The sequence below is a fragment of the Citrobacter sp. CK199 genome, assembly GCF_030333285.1.
Classification (GTDB): Bacteria; Pseudomonadota; Gammaproteobacteria; order Enterobacterales; family Enterobacteriaceae; genus Citrobacter_B; species Citrobacter_B koseri.
Genome location: NZ_JAOWGF010000028.1, coordinates 517,586 through 536,668, shown reverse-complemented (window position 1 = coordinate 536,668; position 19,083 = coordinate 517,586). Strand labels below are relative to the sequence as shown.

Sequence of the window (19,083 nt, the reverse complement as noted above, 5' to 3'; positions counted from 1 at the left end):
CTCAAATACACAAAACTACCAGAACCCAGCGACTCCCGTTGCGTGCCTTTCCCCGCCGTGACGGGGAAAGTTTAGCTTACGGTTTAAAGTCCAGAGGTGCGTTTTTAAACACTTCGTATACCGCCTGGCTTGGTGGTTTTGGAATCTTCGCCTGTCGGGCCGCAGCAAGCGCTGCCTGACAAAGCGCGGGATCGCCACCTTCAGACTGAATATCCAGCAACAGGCCATCTGGAGCCAGTTTTATACGCAGCGTACAGGTTTTACCTGCATAGGACGATGCGTCGTAAAACTTACTTTCAATGGCCGATTTAATCTGCCCGGCATAGTTGCTGATATCCGCGCCTGATGCACCATTGTTTTTAGTATTACCACTCCCCGCAGGAGAAGCATTGCTTCCTGCCGCTCCGCCGCCGGTTTTCGGCGCATTCTTACCGGAGCTTAAATCGCCCAACAGGTCGTCGACGCCAGATGCGGCAGCGGCTTTTTCGGCTGCGGCTTTCTTCGCAGCAGCCGCTTTATCTGCCGCAGCTTTCTTATCGGCAGCAGCCTTCTCAGCAGCAGCTTTTTTTGCTGCTGCCGCTTTCTCAGCGGCGGCTTTGTCGGCGGCAGCTTTTTCAGCAGCAGCCTTTTCTGCTGCGGCTTTCTTCGCGGCCTCTGCCTGAGCCTGCTTAGCCGCCTCGGCTTCCGCTTTTTTCTTCGCGTCGGCGGCGGCTTTTGCCGCTTCAGCTTCGGCTTTCTTCTTCGCATCAGCAGCCGCTTTTACCGCTTCGGCTTCGGCTTTCTTCTGCGCTTCCGCCGCTGCTTTAGCCTGCGCGTCCGCTTTCGCTTTCGCATCCGCTGCGGCTTTCGCCGCCGCTTCTTCAGCCTGTTTCTGCTGCTCCTGCGCTTTCTTCGCGGCCGCTTCCGCTTGTTTCTGCTGTTCCGCCTGCTCGCGCGCCTGTTCCTGCGCGGCTAAACGTTCTTTCTCAAGTTGCTTCAGTCGTTCCTGTTCAGCCGCCTGCTTCTCGCGAAGCTCTTCAGCTTGCTGCTGCGCCTGTTTTTCACGCTGTTCCGCCGCACGCTTCGCGCTCGCCTGTTGCTGCTGCTGACGATCGTACTGCTGAACAACTGCGCCGGGATCGACCATGACGGCGTCGATGGAAGAACCACCGCCGCCCCCGGCTGAAGCCTCTATATGCTCATCGAACGAACTCCAGATCAGCACTGCAAATAAGATGACATGCAGTACCGCTGAAATAATTATCGCCCGTTTGAGCTTGTCGTTTTGTTCGGTTGCCTTTGACACTCTCGGTTCCCAAAAACTGTGCGCCTGTTACTTGCTATCTTTACGTCCCGGAGACGCAGAAGATCAGATAGGCTGCGTCATCAAGCCAACCGATTTCACGCCCGCACTGTGTAACAAGTTCAGCGCTTTAATTATTTCATCGTAAGGCACGTCTTTCGCGCCACCGATTAAGAAGACCGTTTTCGGATTGGACTCCAGGCGACTTTTCGCTTCGGCAATAACCTGCTCTGGCGGCAACTGATCCATCCTGTCTTTCTCAACCACCACGCTGTATTGCCCAATACCGGAAACTTCAATAATGACCGGCGGATCGTCATTGGTGCTGACGGCCTGCGACTCGGTCGCGTCCGGCAGGTCGACTTCCACACTCTGGGTAATGATCGGCGCCGTCGCCATGAAAATCAGCAACAGCACCAACAGTACGTCGAGCAACGGTACAATGTTGATTTCGGACTTGAGATCGCGACGACCTCGTCCACGCGTTCTGGCCATGGCTTACCCCTTGTTGCTCTCGCTACTGGTAAACGCCTGACGGTGCAGAATGGCGGTGAACTCTTCCATAAAGTTGTCGTAATTCAGTTCCAGCTTGTTCACGCGCTGATTCAGGCGGTTGTAGGCCATAACCGCTGGAATCGCCGCAAACAGACCGATAGCCGTTGCAATCAGCGCTTCCGCGATACCCGGCGCCACCATTTGCAGCGTCGCCTGTTTCACCGCACCGAGGGCGATAAACGCGTGCATAATCCCCCATACCGTACCAAACAGACCAATATACGGACTGATGGAACCCACGGTGCCGAGGAAAGGAATGTGCGTCTCTAATGTTTCCAGCTCACGGTTCATGGAGATACGCATCGCACGAGACGCCCCCTCAACAACCGCTTCCGGCGCATGGTTATTTGCACGATGCAGACGCACAAACTCTTTGAACCCGCTATAGAAGATTTGTTCCGAACCCGCGAGGCTATCACGACGCCCCTGGCTCTCCTGATACAGGCGAGACAGTTCGATTCCAGACCAGAATTTATCTTCGAACGCTTCCGCTTCGCGCGCCGCAGCGTTAAGAATACGAGTCCGCTGGATGATGATAGCCCAGGATGCGATTGAAAAACCAATCAAAATCAACATGATAAGTTTAACCAGAAGGCTTGCCTTCAGGAACAAATCAAGGATATTCATGTCAGTCACTGCTTAAACTCCGCGACAATAGACTTGGGAAGCGCACGAGGCTTCATTTTGAGTGGATCAACGCAAACAATCAGAACTTCCGCTTCGTTGAGCACGTTGTTCTCTGCGTTGACAATGCGTTGCGTGAAAACCAAAGAGGTGCCACGCATTGACGTAATTTCAGTTTGGACTTCGAGCATATCGTCGAGTCGCGCAGGCGCATAATATTCCAGCATCATTTTACGCACCACGAAGGCAACCCGTTCAGCCAACAGCACCTGTTGACTGAAGTGATGATGACGCAGCATCTCTGTGCGTGCTCTTTCATAAAAAGCGACGTAACTGGCGTGGTAAACCACACCACCGGCGTCGGTATCCTCATAATAGACACGAACCGGCCATCGAAATATATTCACTGTACATCCCGGTAATGCAAAAAAAGTTAACGCTTTTAAACGTTGCTACTATACGCGCGCGAATGAGGCTTGGGAATGGGGGGAAGTTAAGGGAGAGTAAAAATTTATGGGCTTATGAAAACCCATAAATTTTTAAGGATACTTCTTATTCAAAAGAAGAAAAAAATCAGACCAACAATAAGCACGATATCGGCGAGCAGCGGGCAAAAGACCCCCTGCCAGTGAACGGCGCGAGGACGAAATCCTACGCCATGAATCACGCCCGTACAAACGGCCCACATCAGCAGAAAACCATGCCAGATTTCCAGCTCGCTTGTTTTCGCCGCGAAACGCGTCGGGTCCCAGAAGATGCAGCCTGCCAACACTAACGCCAGCATAAAGGAAAGCGCCCGTAATGGGCGCTTATCCATTACCGCATACAACGTTGCGATAATACTGGTCATTAGCTGTCTTCTTGTCCGGCTTTACCTGATTCTACGTGCTCAAGCGCCAGCGCAGTGATTATCCCAAATGCACAGGCAAGAAGCGTTCCCAGAATCCATGCGAAATACCACATTTTTAGCTCCTTACTTAGTACAGAGAGTGGGTGTTGCTTTCAATATGTTCTTTAGTGATGCGGCCGAACATTTTCCAGTAACACCAGCTGGTGTAGATCAGAATGATCGGTACAAACACCAACGCAACCCAGGTCATCAGGTTCAGCGTTCTCTGGCTGGAGGTCGCATCCCACATGGTCAGGCTCGCATTCATCATGGTGCTGGAAGGCATCACAAACGGGAACATTGCGATACCGGCAGTCAGGATGATGCAGGCCAGGGTCAGAGAAGAGAACAGGAATGCCCATGCTCCTTTCTCCATACGGGAGGTCAGGATAGTCAGCAGCGGCAGAACCACGCCCAGCGCCGGAACCAGCCACAGGATCGGCGTACTGTTGAAGTTCACCATCCACGCACCGGCTTCACGCGCGACTTCTTTGGTCAGCGGGTTAGATGCGGCGTGATGATCCATCGCGGAAGTCACGACATAACCATCAATACCGTAAACCACCCATACGCCCGCCAGCGCGAAGCACACCAGCGTAACCAGCGCGGCTACCTGTGCCGTCGTGCGGGAACGCAGGTGCAGCTCACCCACGGTGCGCATTTGCAGATAGGTCGCGCCCTGGGTAATGATCATCCCTACGCTGACGATACCTGCCAGCAGGCCAAACGGGTTCAGCAGTTGGAAGAAGTTACCGGTGTAGTACAGACGCAGATACTCGTCGATATGGAACGGTACGCCCTGCAACAGGTTGCCAAACGCCACGCCGATAACCAGCGGCGGCACAAAGCTCCCCACGAAGATGCCCCAGTCCCACATGTTGCGCCAGCGGGTGTCTTCAATCTTGGAACGGTAGTCAAAACCGACCGGACGGAAGAACAAGGACGCCAGCACGAGGATCATCGCCACATAGAAACCAGAAAACGCCGCAGCGTAAACCATCGGCCAGGCGGCGAACAGCGCACCACCGGCGGTGATCAGCCACACCTGGTTACCGTCCCAGTGCGGGGCGATGGAGTTGATCATAATTCGACGCTCGGTGTCGTTACGACCGAGGAAACGGGTGAGCATGCCCACCCCCATGTCGAAGCCATCGGTAACCGCAAAACCGATCAGCAGAATGCCAACCAGCAGCCACCAGATAAAACGCAATACTTCATAATCGATCATTTGACGACTCCTGTCTTAGCGTGCCGGCTGAGAGGCCACATTGGGCTGCTCAAAGTGATAGCGACCGGTTTTCAGGCTGCTTGGGCCACGGCGTGCAAACTTGAACATTAAGTACAGCTCCGCCACCAGGAACAGGGTATACAGGCCGCAAATCAGGATCATGGAGAACAGCAGGTCACCGACCGTCAGTGACGAGTTCGCCACGGCGGTTGGCAGCACCTCACCGATCGCCCACGGCTGACGACCATATTCGGCAACGAACCAGCCTGCTTCTACAGCAATCCACGGCAGCGGGATGCCGTACAGCGCCGCGCGCAGCAGCCATTTTTTCTCACCGATGCGGTTACGAATGACGCTCCAGAAGGAGAGCGCGATGATCGCCAGCAGCAGGAAGCCGCACGCAACCATGATACGGAACGCAAAGTACAGCGGCGCAACGCGTGGGATGGAGTCTTTGGTCGCCATCTCAATTTGCGCTTCGGTCGCGTCAGTGACGTTCGGCGTATAGCGTTTAAGCAGCAGACCGTAGCCCAGATCTTTCTTCACGTTATTAAACTGGTCGCGAACGGCCTGGTCGGTAGAACCGGCACGCAGTTCTTCCAGCAGCGCGTAGGCTTTCATCCCGCTACGGATACGTTCTTCATGCTGCACCATCAGGTCTTTCAGACCGATGACCGGCGTATCGACGGAGCGAGTCGCGATAATACCCAGCGCGTAAGGGATCTGGATAGCCAGTTTGTTTTCCTGCGTCTCCTGATCCGGGATACCGAACAGGGTGAAGGAAGCAGGCGCTGGCTGGGTTTCCCATTCCGCTTCAATCGCGGCGAGTTTGGTTTTCTGCACGTCGCCCATTTCGTAGCCGGATTCGTCACCCAGCACGATAACAGACAGCACAGCAGCCATACCGAAGCTGGCGGCGATAGCAAAGGAGCGTTTAGCGAACGCGATGTCGCGGCCTTTCAGCAGGTAGTAAGCACTGATACCGAGGATGAACATTGCACCGGTCACATAGCCAGACGCCACAGTGTGAACGAATTTCACCTGCGCAACCGGGTTAAGCACCAGTTCGGAGAAGCTCACCATCTCCATACGCATGGTTTCGAAGTTGAAATCCGATGCGATAGGGTTCTGCATCCAGCCGTTCGCCACAAGTATCCACAGCGCAGACAGGTTGGAACCCAGCGCCACCAGCCAGGTGACACACATATGCTGGACTTTACCCAGACGGTCCCAGCCAAAGAAGAACAGACCTACAAAGGTGGATTCGAGGAAGAAGGCCATCAAACCTTCGATTGCCAGCGGCGCACCGAAGATATCCCCTACATAGTGGGAATAGTAAGACCAGTTAGTCCCGAACTGGAACTCCATGGTCAGACCGGTAGCCACACCCAGAGCGAAGTTGATACCAAACAACTTGCCCCAGAACTTGGTCATATCTTTATAAATCTGTTTGCCGGAAAGGACGTATACCGTTTCCATAATGGCCAGCAGGAACGCCATACCGAGCGTCAGCGGCACAAACAGGAAGTGGTACATCGCGGTCAAGGCAAACTGTAAGCGCGACAGTTCGACTATATCTAACATCATGACTCCTTGCTCATCGCATGAAGACTCCGAGAGTGAACCCCGTTAGAAAGGGTCACACGCATGCCCCAATAAAATTTATTTGCTCCCCTTCACCGTTGCCGTTTCATCATCAGAGGAAACAGCAATGATAAAAAGTTACAAACATGTTAATAAAAAACCTAAATTGATCCCGCAAATATATTACGCCGTAAAATCCCTACAATAAACAGGTTTTTATTGAGTCAAATTTGCATTTTTCGACATTGATCAATTTACAGCTAATTTACCGGTTTCAGGCCAATTTGATCGGCGACAATTTATCGTGTTTTGACATCTTTTTCCAAGCATTAAACATTGATTTAAATCAAAAACACCAAAATTCGTTAACGGTGTATACAATGCGTAAACACAGTGAAAACAATGTTGCGCATATGTATCTCTGAGGGTGTTGGCGGTTATCTAATAGAAAGGTATATATAAAAAAACAGCATTTCATTTAACGTTATCATCGACGACATTCTTTTGCCGTCTGCAACTATTTAGCGTAGACGCTTCAGCGTAATTTTCCACAGGGTCAATTCGCCATGAAAATAATCACAAATATTTTACTTTTGAGCCCATTGAAATTAACACCGGATTGTTATTATTCCGTTAACAATAAAGCCACGCTAAGCGTGGCTTTAATCTGTTTGTCTGAGATTCAGGCAAGCGTGTAGCTAAACGTTCGGGACTGCCCCGGCAGAAAGAGGCCAGCCCCACTTGCGCCCTCTCCTTTCGCAGGGCACGCCTGTTCATCCATCATGGTCTCTGTACATGCGCTAACGGCTCTGCCGAAGGCAACGGTGGCATCACATGAGGTTGTTTCGGACGGATTGTACAGGCGCAGGATGACATCATCGCGATCCTCTGCTTTTTTCAGCGCGCTTAACAGGCAGCCCACCGGCGACATCGTTAACAGGCTGTAATGTTCCGGTACGCAAACATCGGCCTTGTTGAGTTTCATCGCATCCCAGGGAATTTTGTTATAGCACTGAACAGGCGTCAGCCACGCCTTCGCCTGTTGCGCGACACCGGCGCTAAAAGGCGTTCCGCTATAGCTGAACAGGCTAAACCGACTGCGCAGCATTCCGCGCATTTGTGAATCCGGCACCGCCATTTTGATGCCGGAAGGCCGCCCTGGTCGCAGCAGTAGATCCTCTTTCCCCAGCAGCCCCACCCCACGCAGGAGCGTCAAGGCGAACGTTTTCTTCCCTTCGCCGATAACTTCAAATTCACGTAATCCCTCCGTGAAAAGCGCAAGGCCATTTCTCTCTTCCTGAAGCGCCGCATAGTTCAGCATATTCCAGACCGGCACCGGCGCCTCTTTCCACCCCTCTTCCTGCCAGTTTTCCATCGCACTGTCCTGTACCGGACGCGTCACTGCGCCAAACTGGGTGTCCGCCAGCACAACATCCGTCGTGAACGGCGTGGGGATTAACACCCGCACGCGGTGATCGTCAGCCTGATTATCCAGCGCCACCTCAACATCAATGCGTCTGCTGTTATGGCTCAAGGTGACGGCGATCTCCACGCCTAACGTTCCGTTGCGCTGCCGCGCGCTGCGTTCGGCAAGATTCGCCGGAACCGCCAGGGTATAGCGAATGACAACCCTGCTCTGCCACGCGTCATGAATCACTTCATATTCCGGTTTTGCCGTCGTCGAAGTAAGCAGCCACTCTTCTCTGGCGGGGGAGTAATCGTACTCATCGCCATCGTCTGACCCCTCTTCCAGCGCCAGTATGCGTTGATAACGCACGCCGCTGTCTTTATCGCGCAGGTTCAGCGTACCGTCATCATTCGCCGTAATCTGCCAGAACGCGTTCTCCAGCAGCGCGTCTGATGAAACCGTCGGGCTCACCACATTGCCCGCAGCGTTCGGTTCGATATAAAGCGTGCGATAGCCCATTGAAGGGATAATCTGCTGGATCTGGATATCAAATTCCATAAACGGCTCGTAGTTACCGTAATGCACAATCTGGCGGTCAATTAAACCGGGATCGATCTCCCGGGCATGGCGAATGCAATAAGGAATGGCATTGCCCCGATCATCCCGCAGAGAGAACTGGCTGGCGCGCAGGCGTACCGTGGTGTTAATTACCTCTTCACGCGGCCACGGCATCAGGTTAAACAGCACCAGTTTGTCGGCATCGCTCTGCGGCATGTTGTCGGCGATTTTGCGCTGATAAAAACAGATCAGGTTGTCGGCCATATCCTCAGCCAGCTCGAAACGGGAGGCAATTTCGCGATGTACTTTGTCACTGCAACAGCAGCCGATGCTGTCGTGGGCGTGATTCTTCAGAATCTCTTTCCACATTTTCTCCAGCAGGCCGTGGTGATACTCAAACCCCAGCGTCCAGGCCAGCGTCGCCAGCGGCTCAAGAATGTTGACGATTTTGTTCTCAATGCGCGCATGGGCGATTTTGATGTCCATCCGCGTCGAACCAATGGTGCGATGAACGCGCATATATTTGCCATCAATAAACTCGCCTTTCAGCGTGGCAAGCTGCTCGCGGCGGGCTTCTATGTGTTCAAACACCTCTTCAAAGCGGCTCATCACAAACTTACGCTGCGGGTAGATTTCGCGCAGTTTATCCATCACCGCAAAGATATTTTGCTGCAACGGCATCTGATCGTGGCCATTCGGCAGCAAAATTTCTTTGGTCAGCGACGCGCGCTCCAGCACATCGAAGTAGCTGTCGAGACGTTTACGCAGCCCGGCCTCGTCCTCCGGTAAGTACTTACCAATCGCGTAGCCCAGCGGCAGCACCTGCGCCGTCACTTCACTGCCATCCGCGCTTTGCCATAAAAACTCGGTTTTATCGGTGCCGTGGCGTTCCGAACAACCACGCCAGAACATGGCGCGGGTAATACCGAAACCGTTATAGATATGCGGAAGCTGCCCCGACATGCCGAACGAATCCGGCAGATAGCCAATTTTCATCGGTTCGCCAAACGCCAGGCAGTCGCGCATACCGTACATCAGATTACGCACGATCGACTCCCCGGATACCAGCGTGGTATCCGTTTGGGTATACCACGGGCCGATAATCAGTTTTCCGGCCTGCACCAGCTTTCTTACCCGCGCTTTATTTTCCGCTTTGACGGCGAAATAGTCCTCCAGCACCGCCGTCTGCCCGTCAAGGACATAATATTTATACTCTGCATCCTGCTCCAGGCGGGTCAGGATCTCCTCCATATTGTTGACCAGCAAAATACGTGACGCTTCCGTGGTGAAATACCATTCACGATCCCAGTGCATGTGCGGCGTAATGTGAACGCGAGATACTGCTTTCATCTTCGTTTCCTGTTAGTTCGTTTATGGCAACACATTGTTAGTCAGATACTTGCCCTGCTTTACCGCATGACGACGCCAGAACAGCAGGATAGTGGTCGATATCGCTGTCCCCACTAACGCTGCGCCAAACCAGCCTGCGGCGGCGACGAAACCGCCGTATCCGGCGTCATGCAAAAGAAAGAGTGAAAAAATGCCTGCGCCCGGCGTCGAAAGACCAATGTTCATCGCGCCGACAATCGCACCCGTCACCATTGACCCCAGAACAAAAGAACCGATAACCCGCAGCGGATCTTCAATCGCCATCGGGATTGCCCCTTCCGTAATGCCCGCCAGCCCCAGTAGCCAGGTCGACTTTCCTGTTTCGATCTCAAACTCTTTGAACAGCCTCGGCGCCAGCATCGTTGATGCCGTTACGGTGAAGGCGGACACCATTTTGACCGAGGCGAAAATGGCATACGGGCCGTAGACGCCGTTCGCCATCGCCCCAAGGCAGAACGCGTAAGACGCTTTATTGACCGGCCCGCCCAAATCGAAAGAACACATAAAGCCGAGAATCGCGCCAAGCAGCAGTGCATTGGCGCCGCTCAGCCCATTAAGCCAGGCGGTCAGCGCGTTGTTGATCCACGCAACGGGCTCGCCCACCACAAACAGCATCAGGCTGCCCGCGCCTAAGGTGCCGATGACCGGATACAGATAGAAGGTCAGGAAGCCGTTGAATTTGCTGCTCAGGCGAAGATGGTTTTTCACCCAGCGCATCAGATATCCGGCGATCAAGCCACCCGCGATCGCGCCGAGAAAGCCGGAGCCAATCATATTGGCGGCAAGGCCGGCGGCGAATCCGGGAGCCAGCGCGGGTTTATCCGCCAGCGAATAGGCGGTATAAGCGGCGAGCACCGGCACCATCAGGATGCCGAGCATCCCGCCGCCCAGCTTGCGGTACATCCACAGCCAGGAGTTCTCCTGATCGAAGAGATGCTGCAAGCCGAGCATTTGCGCCAGCAGCACCGACACGGCCAGTACGGTTCCCCCGGCGACAATCAGCGGCACGGCGAACGAGATGCCGCTCAACAGCGCCTGTTTTAACTCCGTTTTCAGACTCTTAGGCGCTGCCGTTTCCTGGTAAACCGCGCGATCGCCCTGCACGGGCTCCAGCGCCAGCGCTTGTTGGATCAATGCTTCGGCATGGCGGATAGGTTCGGCGACGGGCACCGACAGCGCAGGAATGCCCGCAAAGCGCTCACTCTCTTTTATCGCCACCTCTGCGGCGAAAATGCAGGCTTTTGCCGCGTTGAGCTGCTGTGCGGTAAGACGGCCTTCAATTCCGTTAGCGCCCTGCTTTTCCACATACACGTTCACGCCCAGTTTGCGTCCCGCTTTTTCCAGATACTCCGCCGCCATATAGGTGTGCGCAATCCCCGCCGGGCACGCCGTTACGCAGACGATGGTCGGCGCATCCTGTAAGGGCTGAAAAGCGCTTTCCTGATATTGGTCGTCCAGCGCCGACAGTAGCTCATCCGCCGTGGTCGCAGCCAGAATCCTCGCGCGGGTGTCATCATCCGCCAGTCGCGTGGTGAGTGCGGTCAGCAACTGCATATGGGTGCTTCCCGCTTCGCCTGGCGGAATGGCGAGCAGAAAAATCAGCGTCACCGCTTCCGGCCCGTCAACCCCTTCCCACATCATGGGTTCGCGCAGGGTGGCCACGGCAAATGCCGCTTCTTTAACCGCCGACGTTTTACCATGCGGCACCGCCAGCCCTTCTCCCAACGCCGTTGGCCCCTGGCTTTCACGCAAAAAGACTTCTTCAAGGTAAGCATCGGAATCTGAAATTTTCCCCAGTTGCACAAGCCGCTGGGTTAACGCGTGAATAGCCTCTTCACGACTGCCAAACCGGGCGTTCAGGCATAACGCATCGCGGTGGGTTAACGTCGTCAGGTTCATCATAGTCCTCACACTGTCATTGTATGTTTCAGAAATTGTGCCAGATGAAACAATACATTTATGTGATCATTTTCACTTACGCAAAATAATTTGTATTTAATTTGTATTATTTACAAGAGCTATTGATCGGGCATAATCAACGAAGTCGTATTAATTCATTCATACAAAAGTAAAAAGATGAGCCAAAAACCGTTATACCGACAGATTGCTGACCGAATCCGCGAGCAGATTGAACGTGGCGAACTGAAAGCAGGCGACGCGTTACCCACCGAGCAGGCATTGCAGCATGCGTTTGGCGTGAGCCGGGTCACGGTACGTCAGGCGCTCAAGCAACTGACCGAACAGCAGATCATCGAAAGCATTCAGGGCAGCGGGACCTATGTGAAAGAAGAGCGGGTCAATTACGACATTTACCAGTTAACCAGCTTTTACGAAAAACTCGCCGATCGCCATGTTGACACCCACAGTGACGTTTTGGTTTTTGAAGTGATCCCGGCGGACGACTTTCTGCGCAACCAGTTACAACTGGCGGAGAACAACCGGGTCTGGCACGTAAAACGCGTGCGTTACATTAAGCAAAAACCCGTCGCCCTCGAAGAGACATGGATGCCGCTGGCGCTCTTTCCCGACCTGACCTGGCAGGTGATGGAAAATTCCAAGTATCACTTTATTGAAGAGGTGAAGCAGATGGTCATTGATCGCAGCGAGCAGGAGCTGATCCCGATCATGCCAACCGAAGAAATGAGCCGCACGCTGGCGATCAGCGCAAACAAACCGATCCTGGAAAAGGTTTCTCGCGGATTTCTGAAAGACGGTCAGGTATTTGAATATAGCCGTAATGCGTTTAATACCGATGATTATAAATTTACGTTGATCGCGCGCAGAAAACAGCGCTGATCATGTTTTCTGTTCACGGTATTGTGACAATATGCTACCGGGCTCACAAATAATCCGCCCGGTAAGAAAGAACAAATTATTATCATATTTATCCTTTCATTAACAATGAACCGTGTTCCTATAGAAACATCCATTTCTGTTCCGTTATTTAACTCACAGTTTTGCCTTTGTATTATATTTATCTCTCAATAACCGTTTGCAAAAATAAATAAGACCGCGATCACAAACACAGCATATTATTTATTAACCCCCTGTTCCAATTAAATTAACCAGAGCTGGACAATCAATAATAACTCATTGATAACAAACACCCTTCCAATGATTAATTAAGAACATTAGTTTTAAGAAAGATATTTTGAAAATAGATCAATTGCATCCCTTCCCGCCTGCACAGACACTCCATGACTATTAAAAGGTTGCAGAAACCTGAGTGCGCAATATTAAACGAAGACTCTTACCTTTTGTTCATCAGCTCTACAGAGGATTACTCATGAAAAAATCAACACTTGTTATTGGCGTCATTGGTGCTGACTGCCATGCAGTAGGCAATAAAGTTTTGGATCGCGTTTTTACTGCCCATGATTTTCGCGTAATCAATCTGGGGGTCATGGTAAGCCAGGATGAATATATTGATGCCGCAATCGAAACCGGCGCCGATGCGATTGTCGTGTCATCCATTTACGGCCACGGCGATATCGACTGCCTCGGTTTACGTGAACGCTGCATCGAACGCGGTATTGGTGACATTCTGCTCTATGTCGGCGGCAATCTGGTGGTGGGTAAACATGACTTTGCCGACGTGGAAGCGAAGTTTAAAGAGATGGGCTTTAACCGCGTCTTTGCGCCAAGTCATGATCTGGAAGATGTGTGCCGGTTAATGGCCGGAGACATTAACCCGCGTCATGGTGTTGAACAGCGCTGCCTTGAAGAGGCCATCTGATGCAAATCGTCTCTGTCGATATCGGCTCGACATGGACCAAAGCCGCCCTCTTCGCCAGGGAGGGGGATGCGTTAACCCTGGTGAACCATGTCCTGACGCCAACCACCACATACCATCTGGCAGACGGTTTTTTTGCCAGTCTGAATCAGGTGCTGAATGTCGCCGATGCTCGTCCGTTGCTGAAAAGCGGCGAAGTGCAGTTGAAATACTCCTCATCGGCAAAAGGCGGGCTCGCCGTCGCCGCTATGGGGCTGGTGCCGTCTATCACGCTGGAATCCGCAAAAGTTACTGCCCACTCAGCGGGGGCGAAGATCGCGCAATATTACGCGTATAAGCTCAACCGCCATGACATCCAGGCGTTAGAAAACTCGCCGCCGGACATCCTGCTGTTTACCGGCGGTACGGATGGCGGCGAAGAAAGCTACGGCCTGGCGAATGCACGCGCGCTGGCGAACTCAAATCTGGATTGCGCGATTATTTATGCCGGAAACCGTGACATTCAGGATGAGGTACAGGCCATTCTGGGGCATAAAGATCTGACCACGGTAGACAACATTCTGCCCGACCTCGATCACCCGAATCCGTATGCCGCCCGCCAGGCCATTTGCGATCTGTTCCTGTCCCGCATCGTGAAAGGCAAAGGGCTGGACGTGATTGTTGGCGAAACCGGCGAAGAGCCGATGCCAACGCCGTGGACCGTCTACGAGCTGGTTAAAGCCATCAGCGACATCGACAGCGCATGGAAAGAGTTCATGCTGATCGATATGGGCGGCGCCACCACCGACGTGTACTCCGCCTGCGCCAATATGCTCTCTCCCGATACCGTGCTGCATGGCGTGCCGGAACCGTTCGTCAAACGCACCGTTGAAGGCGATCTCGGGATGCGCGTCTCTGCCCTTGTGGTCGGAGAAAGCACCCAGGAGATGGTAAACGTCGTGTTTGCCCAACAGCCTGAGCGTCAGGAGGCGTTTTACGGCTATCTGCGCCACCTGGTGTCCCACCCCGATTACCTCCCCCGCAGCGACGAAGAGAAATTCTTCGACGCCCTGCTGGCAGGGCTGTGCGTGGGTTATGCCAGCGAACGTCACGCGGGCACCAAAAAGCAGGTCTGCACCTGCGTGGGCAACGTCGACTTACAGATGGGGCGCGACCTCACCACCGTTCGCAAAGTTGTCGGTTCCGGCGGATGGCTCTCCCGCGCCAGTCAGTTCGACATCCATCGCTGGTTGAAATACCGCGAGCTGGACGATGACGGCAGACGCATTCTCTTACCCGGGCAGTTTGACTATTACCGCGATTCAAAAGGCTTGCTTCCTCTGCTGGCGAACGTCGCCAGGCTGTACCCGCAGCTCGCCGCTCGCACCAGTATTCAATGTTTAACCCTATAAAACCTAAGGCAGCTACGAATGGAACTCCGAAATAAAAAATTAACCCATGACGAATTCATGACCGAGCGGCATCAGGTATTGCAAACCTGGCATACCGGCAAGGACGTCGAGAATTTTGAAGATGGCGTGAAGTATCAGCAAACCATTCCAGAGAAAAAACGCTTTTCTCACGCCCTGTTAAAAGCCGATCAGGAAGGCAAAACGCTCAGCCAGCCGCGCGCGGGCGTGGCGCTGATGGATGAACACATCGCGCTGCTCAAAACGTTGCAGGAAGAGTGCGATCTGCTTCCCAGCACCATCGATGCCTATACCCGTCTGAACCGTTACGAAGAAGCGGCGATCGGTATTCAAAAATCCATCGAAGCAGGCACCTCTAAGCTGAACGGCCTGCCGGTTGTCAACCACGGCGTTGCTGCCTGCCGCCGGATGACGGAAGCGCTGGAAAAACCCATTCAGGTTCGTCACGGTACGCCGGATGCGCGACTGCTGGCGGAAATCGCGATGGCCAGCGGCTTCACCAGCTACGAAGGCGGCGGCATCTCCTACAACATTCCTTACGCCAAGCGCGTCACGCTGGAAAAATCAATCCGCGACTGGCAGTACTGCGACCGTCTGATGGGAATGTATGAAGAGCACGGCATCCGCATTAACCGCGAGCCGTTCGGCCCGCTGACCGGCACGCTGATCCCGCCGTTTATGTCCCACGCGGTCGCCATCATCGAAGGTCTGCTGGCGCTGGAACAGGGCGTGAAGTCGATTACCGTCGGCTATGGCCAGGTGGGCAGCCTGACGCAGGATATCGCCGCCATTCAGTCACTGCGCGAACTGTCCCACGAATATTTCCAGAACTACGGCTTTGATGATTACGAACTGAGCACTGTCTTCCACCAGTGGATGGGCGGCTTCCCGGAAGATGAATCCAAAGCGTTCGCCATTATCTCCTGGGGCGCGGCGGTGGCGGGTATGTCCGGCGCGACCAAAGTGATCACCAAGAGTCCGCACGAAGCCTTCGGTATCCCAACGGCCGCCGCAAACGCCCAGGGGCTTAAAGCCTCTCGCCAGATGCTCAATATGGTCAGCGACCAGAAGTTCCCGCCGTGCGCGGCCGTGGAACAGGAAGTCGAACTGATTAAGTGCGAAGTCCGTGCGGTGCTGAAAAAAGTCTTTGAGCTGGGTAACGGCGATGTGGCGCGCGGCACGGTGCTGGCTTTTGAAGCCGGCGTGCTGGACGTACCTTTCGCCCCGGCCTCCTGTAACGCAGGCAAAATCCTGCCGGTTCGCGATAACTCCGGCGCCATTCGCATCCTTGAAGCCGGTGCGGTTCCACTGCCGAAAGATATCCTCGCCCTGCACCACGATTACGTCGCTGAGCGCGCCCATTTTGAAGGACGCAAGCCCTCATTCCAGATGGTTGTTGATGACATCAACGCGGTATCCCACAGTCAATTAATAGGAAGACCATAATGAAAATTAAACAGGCCCTTTTCACCGCTGGCTACTCCTCATTCTATTTCGACGATCAGCAGGCGATTAAAAACGGCGCGGGTCATGATGGATTCATTTATACCGGCGCGCCGGTCACGCCCGGCTTTACCTCTGTGCGTCAGGCGGGCGAGTGCATCTCGGTACAGCTGATTCTGGAAAATGGCGCGGTAGCGGTCGGTGACTGCGCCGCCGTGCAGTATTCCGGCGCTGGCGGTCGTGACCCGCTGTTCCTGGCAGAGCACTTTATTCCGTTCCTGAACGATCACATTAAACCGCTGCTGGAAGGTCGTGATGTCGATGCGTTCCTGCCGAACGCCCGCTTCTTCGACAAGCTGCGCATTGACGGCAATCTGCTGCACACCGCCGTGCGTTACGGCCTGTCGCAGGCGCTGCTCGACGCCACCGCGCTGGCGTCCGGTCGTCTGAAAGCAGAAGTGGTTTGCGATGAATGGCAGTTGCCGTGCGTCCCGGAAGCGATTCCGTTATTTGGTCAGAGCGGCGACGATCGCTATATCGCCGTCGATAAGATGATCCTCAAAGGCGTTGACGTGCTGCCGCATGCGCTGATCAACAACGTGGAAGAGAAACTGGGCTTTCAGGGCGAGAAACTGCGTGAGTATGTACGCTGGCTGTCCGATCGCATCCTGAGCCTGCGCACCAGCCCACGCTATCACCCGACGCTGCATATTGATGTCTACGGCACCATCGGCCTGATCTTCGATATGGACCCGGTACGCTGCGCGGAGTACATCACCAGCCTGGAGAAAGAAGCGCAGGGTCTGCCGTTGTACATTGAAGGCCCGGTGGATGCCGGTAACAAACCGGATCAGATCCGTCTGCTGACCGCGATCACCAAAGAGCTGACCCGCCTCGGTTCCGGCGTGAAAATTGTCGCTGACGAATGGTGTAACACCTATCAGGACATCGTCGATTTCACTGACGCGGGCAGTTGCCACATGGTGCAGATCAAAACCCCGGATCTCGGCGGCATTCATAACATCGTTGACGCCGTGCTCTATTGCAACAAACACGGGATGGAAGCCTATCAGGGCGGCACCTGTAACGAAACCGAGATCAGCGCCCGCACCTGCGTACATGTCGCGCTGGCCGCACGCCCGATGCGGATGCTGGTGAAACCGGGTATGGGCTTCGATGAAGGTCTCAACATCGTGTTTAACGAGATGAACCGTACCATCGCGCTGTTGCAGACAAAGGATTGAGAAATGGCACGCACATTTAAGATCTTATCGCCGACGGCCATTCTGGGCTATGGCTTCCCGGAAGAGAGCTTTCGCAAAGCGATGGAGGAGTCGCCGGATCTGATCGCCGTTGACGCCGGTTCCTCCGATCCTGGCCCCCACTACCTGGGGGCAGGGAAACCCTTTACCGACAGGGCGGGAGTGAAACGCGATCTGCGCTATATGATCACCGCAGGCGTGAAAAACAACATCCCGGTGGTGATCGGCACTGCCGGAGGCTCCGGCGCGGCGCCGCATCTGGAGTGGTGTCGCCAGATAATCCTTGAGATTGCTCAGGAAGAGAAGCTGTCGTTTTCGATGGCGCTTATCCCGTCAGATGTTGATAAAGCGATCGTTCACCAGGCGCTGGATAACGGCAAAATCACCGCGCTGGATTTCGTCCCGGAACTGACCCACGACGCGATCGACCAAAGCACCTATATCGTCGCGCAAATGGGCATCGAACCTTTCCAGCGGGCGCTGAAAGCCGGTGCGCAGGTGGTGCTGGGCGGACGCGCTTACGATCCGGCCTGCTTCGCGGCGCTGCCGATCATGCAGGGCTTTGATGAAGGTCTGGCGCTGCACTGCGGTAAGATCCTTGAGTGCGCGGCCATCGCCGCGACGCCGGGTTCCGGTTCCGACTGCGCGATGGGGATCATTGACGATAACGGCTTTACGCTCAAAACGTTCAATCCAAAGCGCAAGTTCACCGAAACCTCTGCGGCGGCGCACACCCTGTATGAGAAATCCGATCCGTACTACCTGCCAGGGCCGGGCGGCGTGCTGAATCTGAAAGGGTGCAGCTTCAAAGCGGTCAACGAGGGCGAGGTCTACGTCAGCGGTTCCCGTCACGAAGAGACGCCGTACGCGCTGAAGCTGGAAGGCGCGCGTCAGGTGGGCTTCCGCTGTCTGACCATCGCCGGGACGCGCGACCCGATCATGATTGCCAGCATTGACACCATTCTCGAAGAGGTGAAGACCAGCGTGGCGCGTAACCTCTCGCTGAATGATGACAGCATCCGCATGACGTTCCACCTGTACGGTAAGAACGGGGTGATGGGCAATCATGAACCGATGCAGAGCGCCGGGCACGAACTGGGCATATTGCTCGACGTGGTCGCGCCGACGCAGGATATCGCCAACAGCGTCTGTTCGCTGGTGCGTTCCACCCTCCTGCACTACGGCTATGAAAACCGGATTGCGACGGCGGGCAACCTCGCCTTCCCGTTCTCGCCTTCCGACATTCAAAGCGGGCCAGTGTATGAGTTTTCAATCTATCACCTGATTGAAGCGAGCGACGCGCTGCAATTTGATTTCCACCTCGAACAGGTGACGCCGGAAGGAGTTCAGGCATGAAACACTCGATTTGCTCACTGGCGCAGGTGATCCGTTCCAAAAACGCCGGACCGTACGAACTGGTTTTAGATATTTTGTTTAAAACCCGGGAAGACTATCAGCGGGTAAAAGCATCGGAACAATTAACGCCGCAGCTTATTGCCCGTTTATATAACGTCGAGCCTGATTTTATTCATCGCATTGTCTGGTTTGATCCGGCAAATGCGGTAAAAATTGTCATGCCGCGCGATATTATTTCCGGCAACGTTGGTGACAATGATGTTTATGGCGCGCAGCAACACGCGCCGCTATTAAGTATTACCTTCGACTTGTAGTCATAACAATACAACAACAGCCATCAGGATACAGGATTTTGCTGTATCA

The 19,083-nt window shown here is 54.1% G+C and carries 17 protein-coding genes; 7 read left to right on the top strand and 10 right to left on the bottom strand.

The genetic code is table 11. The annotated features are described in order from the left end of the window. Positions 1-76: 76 nt before the first annotated feature. The 10 genes from tolA to mngA form a co-directional block, all read right to left on the bottom strand. Complete coding sequence (tolA, locus tag OGX75_RS17495; RefSeq protein WP_286451406.1) at positions 77-1,285, bottom strand: cell envelope integrity protein TolA; 1,209 nt, start codon at positions 1,283-1,285, stop codon at positions 77-79. Positions 1,286-1,348: 63 nt separating this feature from the next. Then, complete coding sequence (tolR, locus tag OGX75_RS17490; protein WP_012133245.1) at positions 1,349-1,777, bottom strand: colicin uptake protein TolR; 429 nt, start codon at positions 1,775-1,777, stop codon at positions 1,349-1,351. Between the two features lie 3 nt (positions 1,778-1,780). Continuing rightward, the gene (tolQ, locus tag OGX75_RS17485; protein WP_024130524.1) at positions 1,781-2,473 is read right to left on the bottom strand and encodes a Tol-Pal system protein TolQ; all 693 of its coding nucleotides are present in this window, start codon (positions 2,471-2,473) and stop codon (positions 1,781-1,783) included. Beyond that, a complete protein-coding gene (gene ybgC, locus OGX75_RS17480; protein ID WP_286451407.1) occupies positions 2,470-2,868 on the bottom strand; it encodes a tol-pal system-associated acyl-CoA thioesterase in 399 nt (132 codons plus the stop codon). Before ybgC ends, tolQ begins: the two co-directional genes overlap by 4 nt. Positions 2,869-3,017: 149 nt before the next feature. Beyond that, a complete protein-coding gene (gene ybgE / locus OGX75_RS17475; protein WP_115609481.1) occupies positions 3,018-3,311 on the bottom strand; it encodes a cyd operon protein YbgE in 294 nt (97 codons plus the stop codon). Further along, positions 3,311-3,424, bottom strand: a complete 114-nt coding sequence (gene cydX / locus OGX75_RS17470; RefSeq protein ID WP_003022970.1) for a cytochrome bd-I oxidase subunit CydX — start codon at positions 3,422-3,424, stop codon at positions 3,311-3,313. The genes ybgE and cydX overlap by 1 nt, the downstream gene beginning before the upstream one ends. A 14-nt stretch (positions 3,425-3,438) precedes the next feature. Further along, complete coding sequence (cydB, locus tag OGX75_RS17465) at positions 3,439-4,578, bottom strand: cytochrome d ubiquinol oxidase subunit II (protein ID WP_012133250.1); 1,140 nt, start codon at positions 4,576-4,578, stop codon at positions 3,439-3,441. A gap of 15 nt (positions 4,579-4,593) precedes the next feature. Beyond that, positions 4,594-6,162: a cytochrome ubiquinol oxidase subunit I gene (cydA, locus tag OGX75_RS17460; RefSeq protein ID WP_024130525.1), complete on the bottom strand. Its 1,569-nt coding sequence runs from the start codon at positions 6,160-6,162 to the stop codon at positions 4,594-4,596. Positions 6,163-6,844: 682 nt separating this feature from the next. Next, positions 6,845-9,478 carry a mannosylglycerate hydrolase gene (gene mngB / locus OGX75_RS17455; protein ID WP_115614951.1) on the bottom strand — a complete coding sequence of 878 codons (2,634 nt, stop codon included), beginning with the start codon at positions 9,476-9,478 and terminating at the stop codon, positions 6,845-6,847. Positions 9,479-9,499: 21 nt separating this feature from the next. Further along, a complete protein-coding gene (gene mngA / locus OGX75_RS17450) occupies positions 9,500-11,416 on the bottom strand; it encodes a PTS 2-O-a-mannosyl-D-glycerate transporter subunit IIABC (protein WP_058669157.1) in 1,917 nt (638 codons plus the stop codon). Between the two features lie 177 nt (positions 11,417-11,593). On the opposite strand from mngA, the gene OGX75_RS17445 reads away from it, so the two are divergent. The 7 genes from OGX75_RS17445 (at position 11,594) to OGX75_RS17415 (ending at position 19,034) form a co-directional block, all read left to right on the top strand. Beyond that, positions 11,594-12,313: a GntR family transcriptional regulator gene (locus OGX75_RS17445; RefSeq protein WP_049008346.1), complete on the top strand. Its 720-nt coding sequence runs from the start codon at positions 11,594-11,596 to the stop codon at positions 12,311-12,313. A 490-nt stretch (positions 12,314-12,803) separates the two neighbouring features. After that, positions 12,804-13,253 (top strand): methylaspartate mutase subunit S, encoded by a 450-nt coding sequence (gene glmS, locus OGX75_RS17440; protein ID WP_012133257.1) that lies wholly within the window; start codon positions 12,804-12,806, stop codon positions 13,251-13,253. Next, positions 13,253-14,641: a methylaspartate mutase accessory protein GlmL gene (glmL, locus tag OGX75_RS17435; RefSeq protein ID WP_012133258.1), complete on the top strand. Its 1,389-nt coding sequence runs from the start codon at positions 13,253-13,255 to the stop codon at positions 14,639-14,641. Before glmS ends, glmL begins: the two co-directional genes overlap by 1 nt. Before the next feature lie 18 nt (positions 14,642-14,659). Further along, positions 14,660-16,105 carry a methylaspartate mutase subunit E gene (locus tag OGX75_RS17430; RefSeq protein WP_012133259.1) on the top strand — a complete coding sequence of 482 codons (1,446 nt, stop codon included), beginning with the start codon at positions 14,660-14,662 and terminating at the stop codon, positions 16,103-16,105. Further along, positions 16,105-17,346, top strand: a complete 1,242-nt coding sequence (locus OGX75_RS17425) for a methylaspartate ammonia-lyase (protein WP_071259697.1) — start codon at positions 16,105-16,107, stop codon at positions 17,344-17,346. The genes OGX75_RS17430 and OGX75_RS17425 overlap by 1 nt, the downstream gene beginning before the upstream one ends. A gap of 3 nt (positions 17,347-17,349) precedes the next feature. Beyond that, positions 17,350-18,720, top strand: coding sequence for an acyclic terpene utilization AtuA family protein (locus tag OGX75_RS17420; RefSeq protein WP_012133261.1), 1,371 nt, complete (start codon positions 17,350-17,352; stop codon positions 18,718-18,720). Next, complete coding sequence (locus tag OGX75_RS17415; protein WP_012133262.1) at positions 18,717-19,034, top strand: DUF4387 domain-containing protein; 318 nt, start codon at positions 18,717-18,719, stop codon at positions 19,032-19,034. The genes OGX75_RS17420 and OGX75_RS17415 overlap by 4 nt, the downstream gene beginning before the upstream one ends. Positions 19,035-19,083 lie beyond the last annotated feature (49 nt).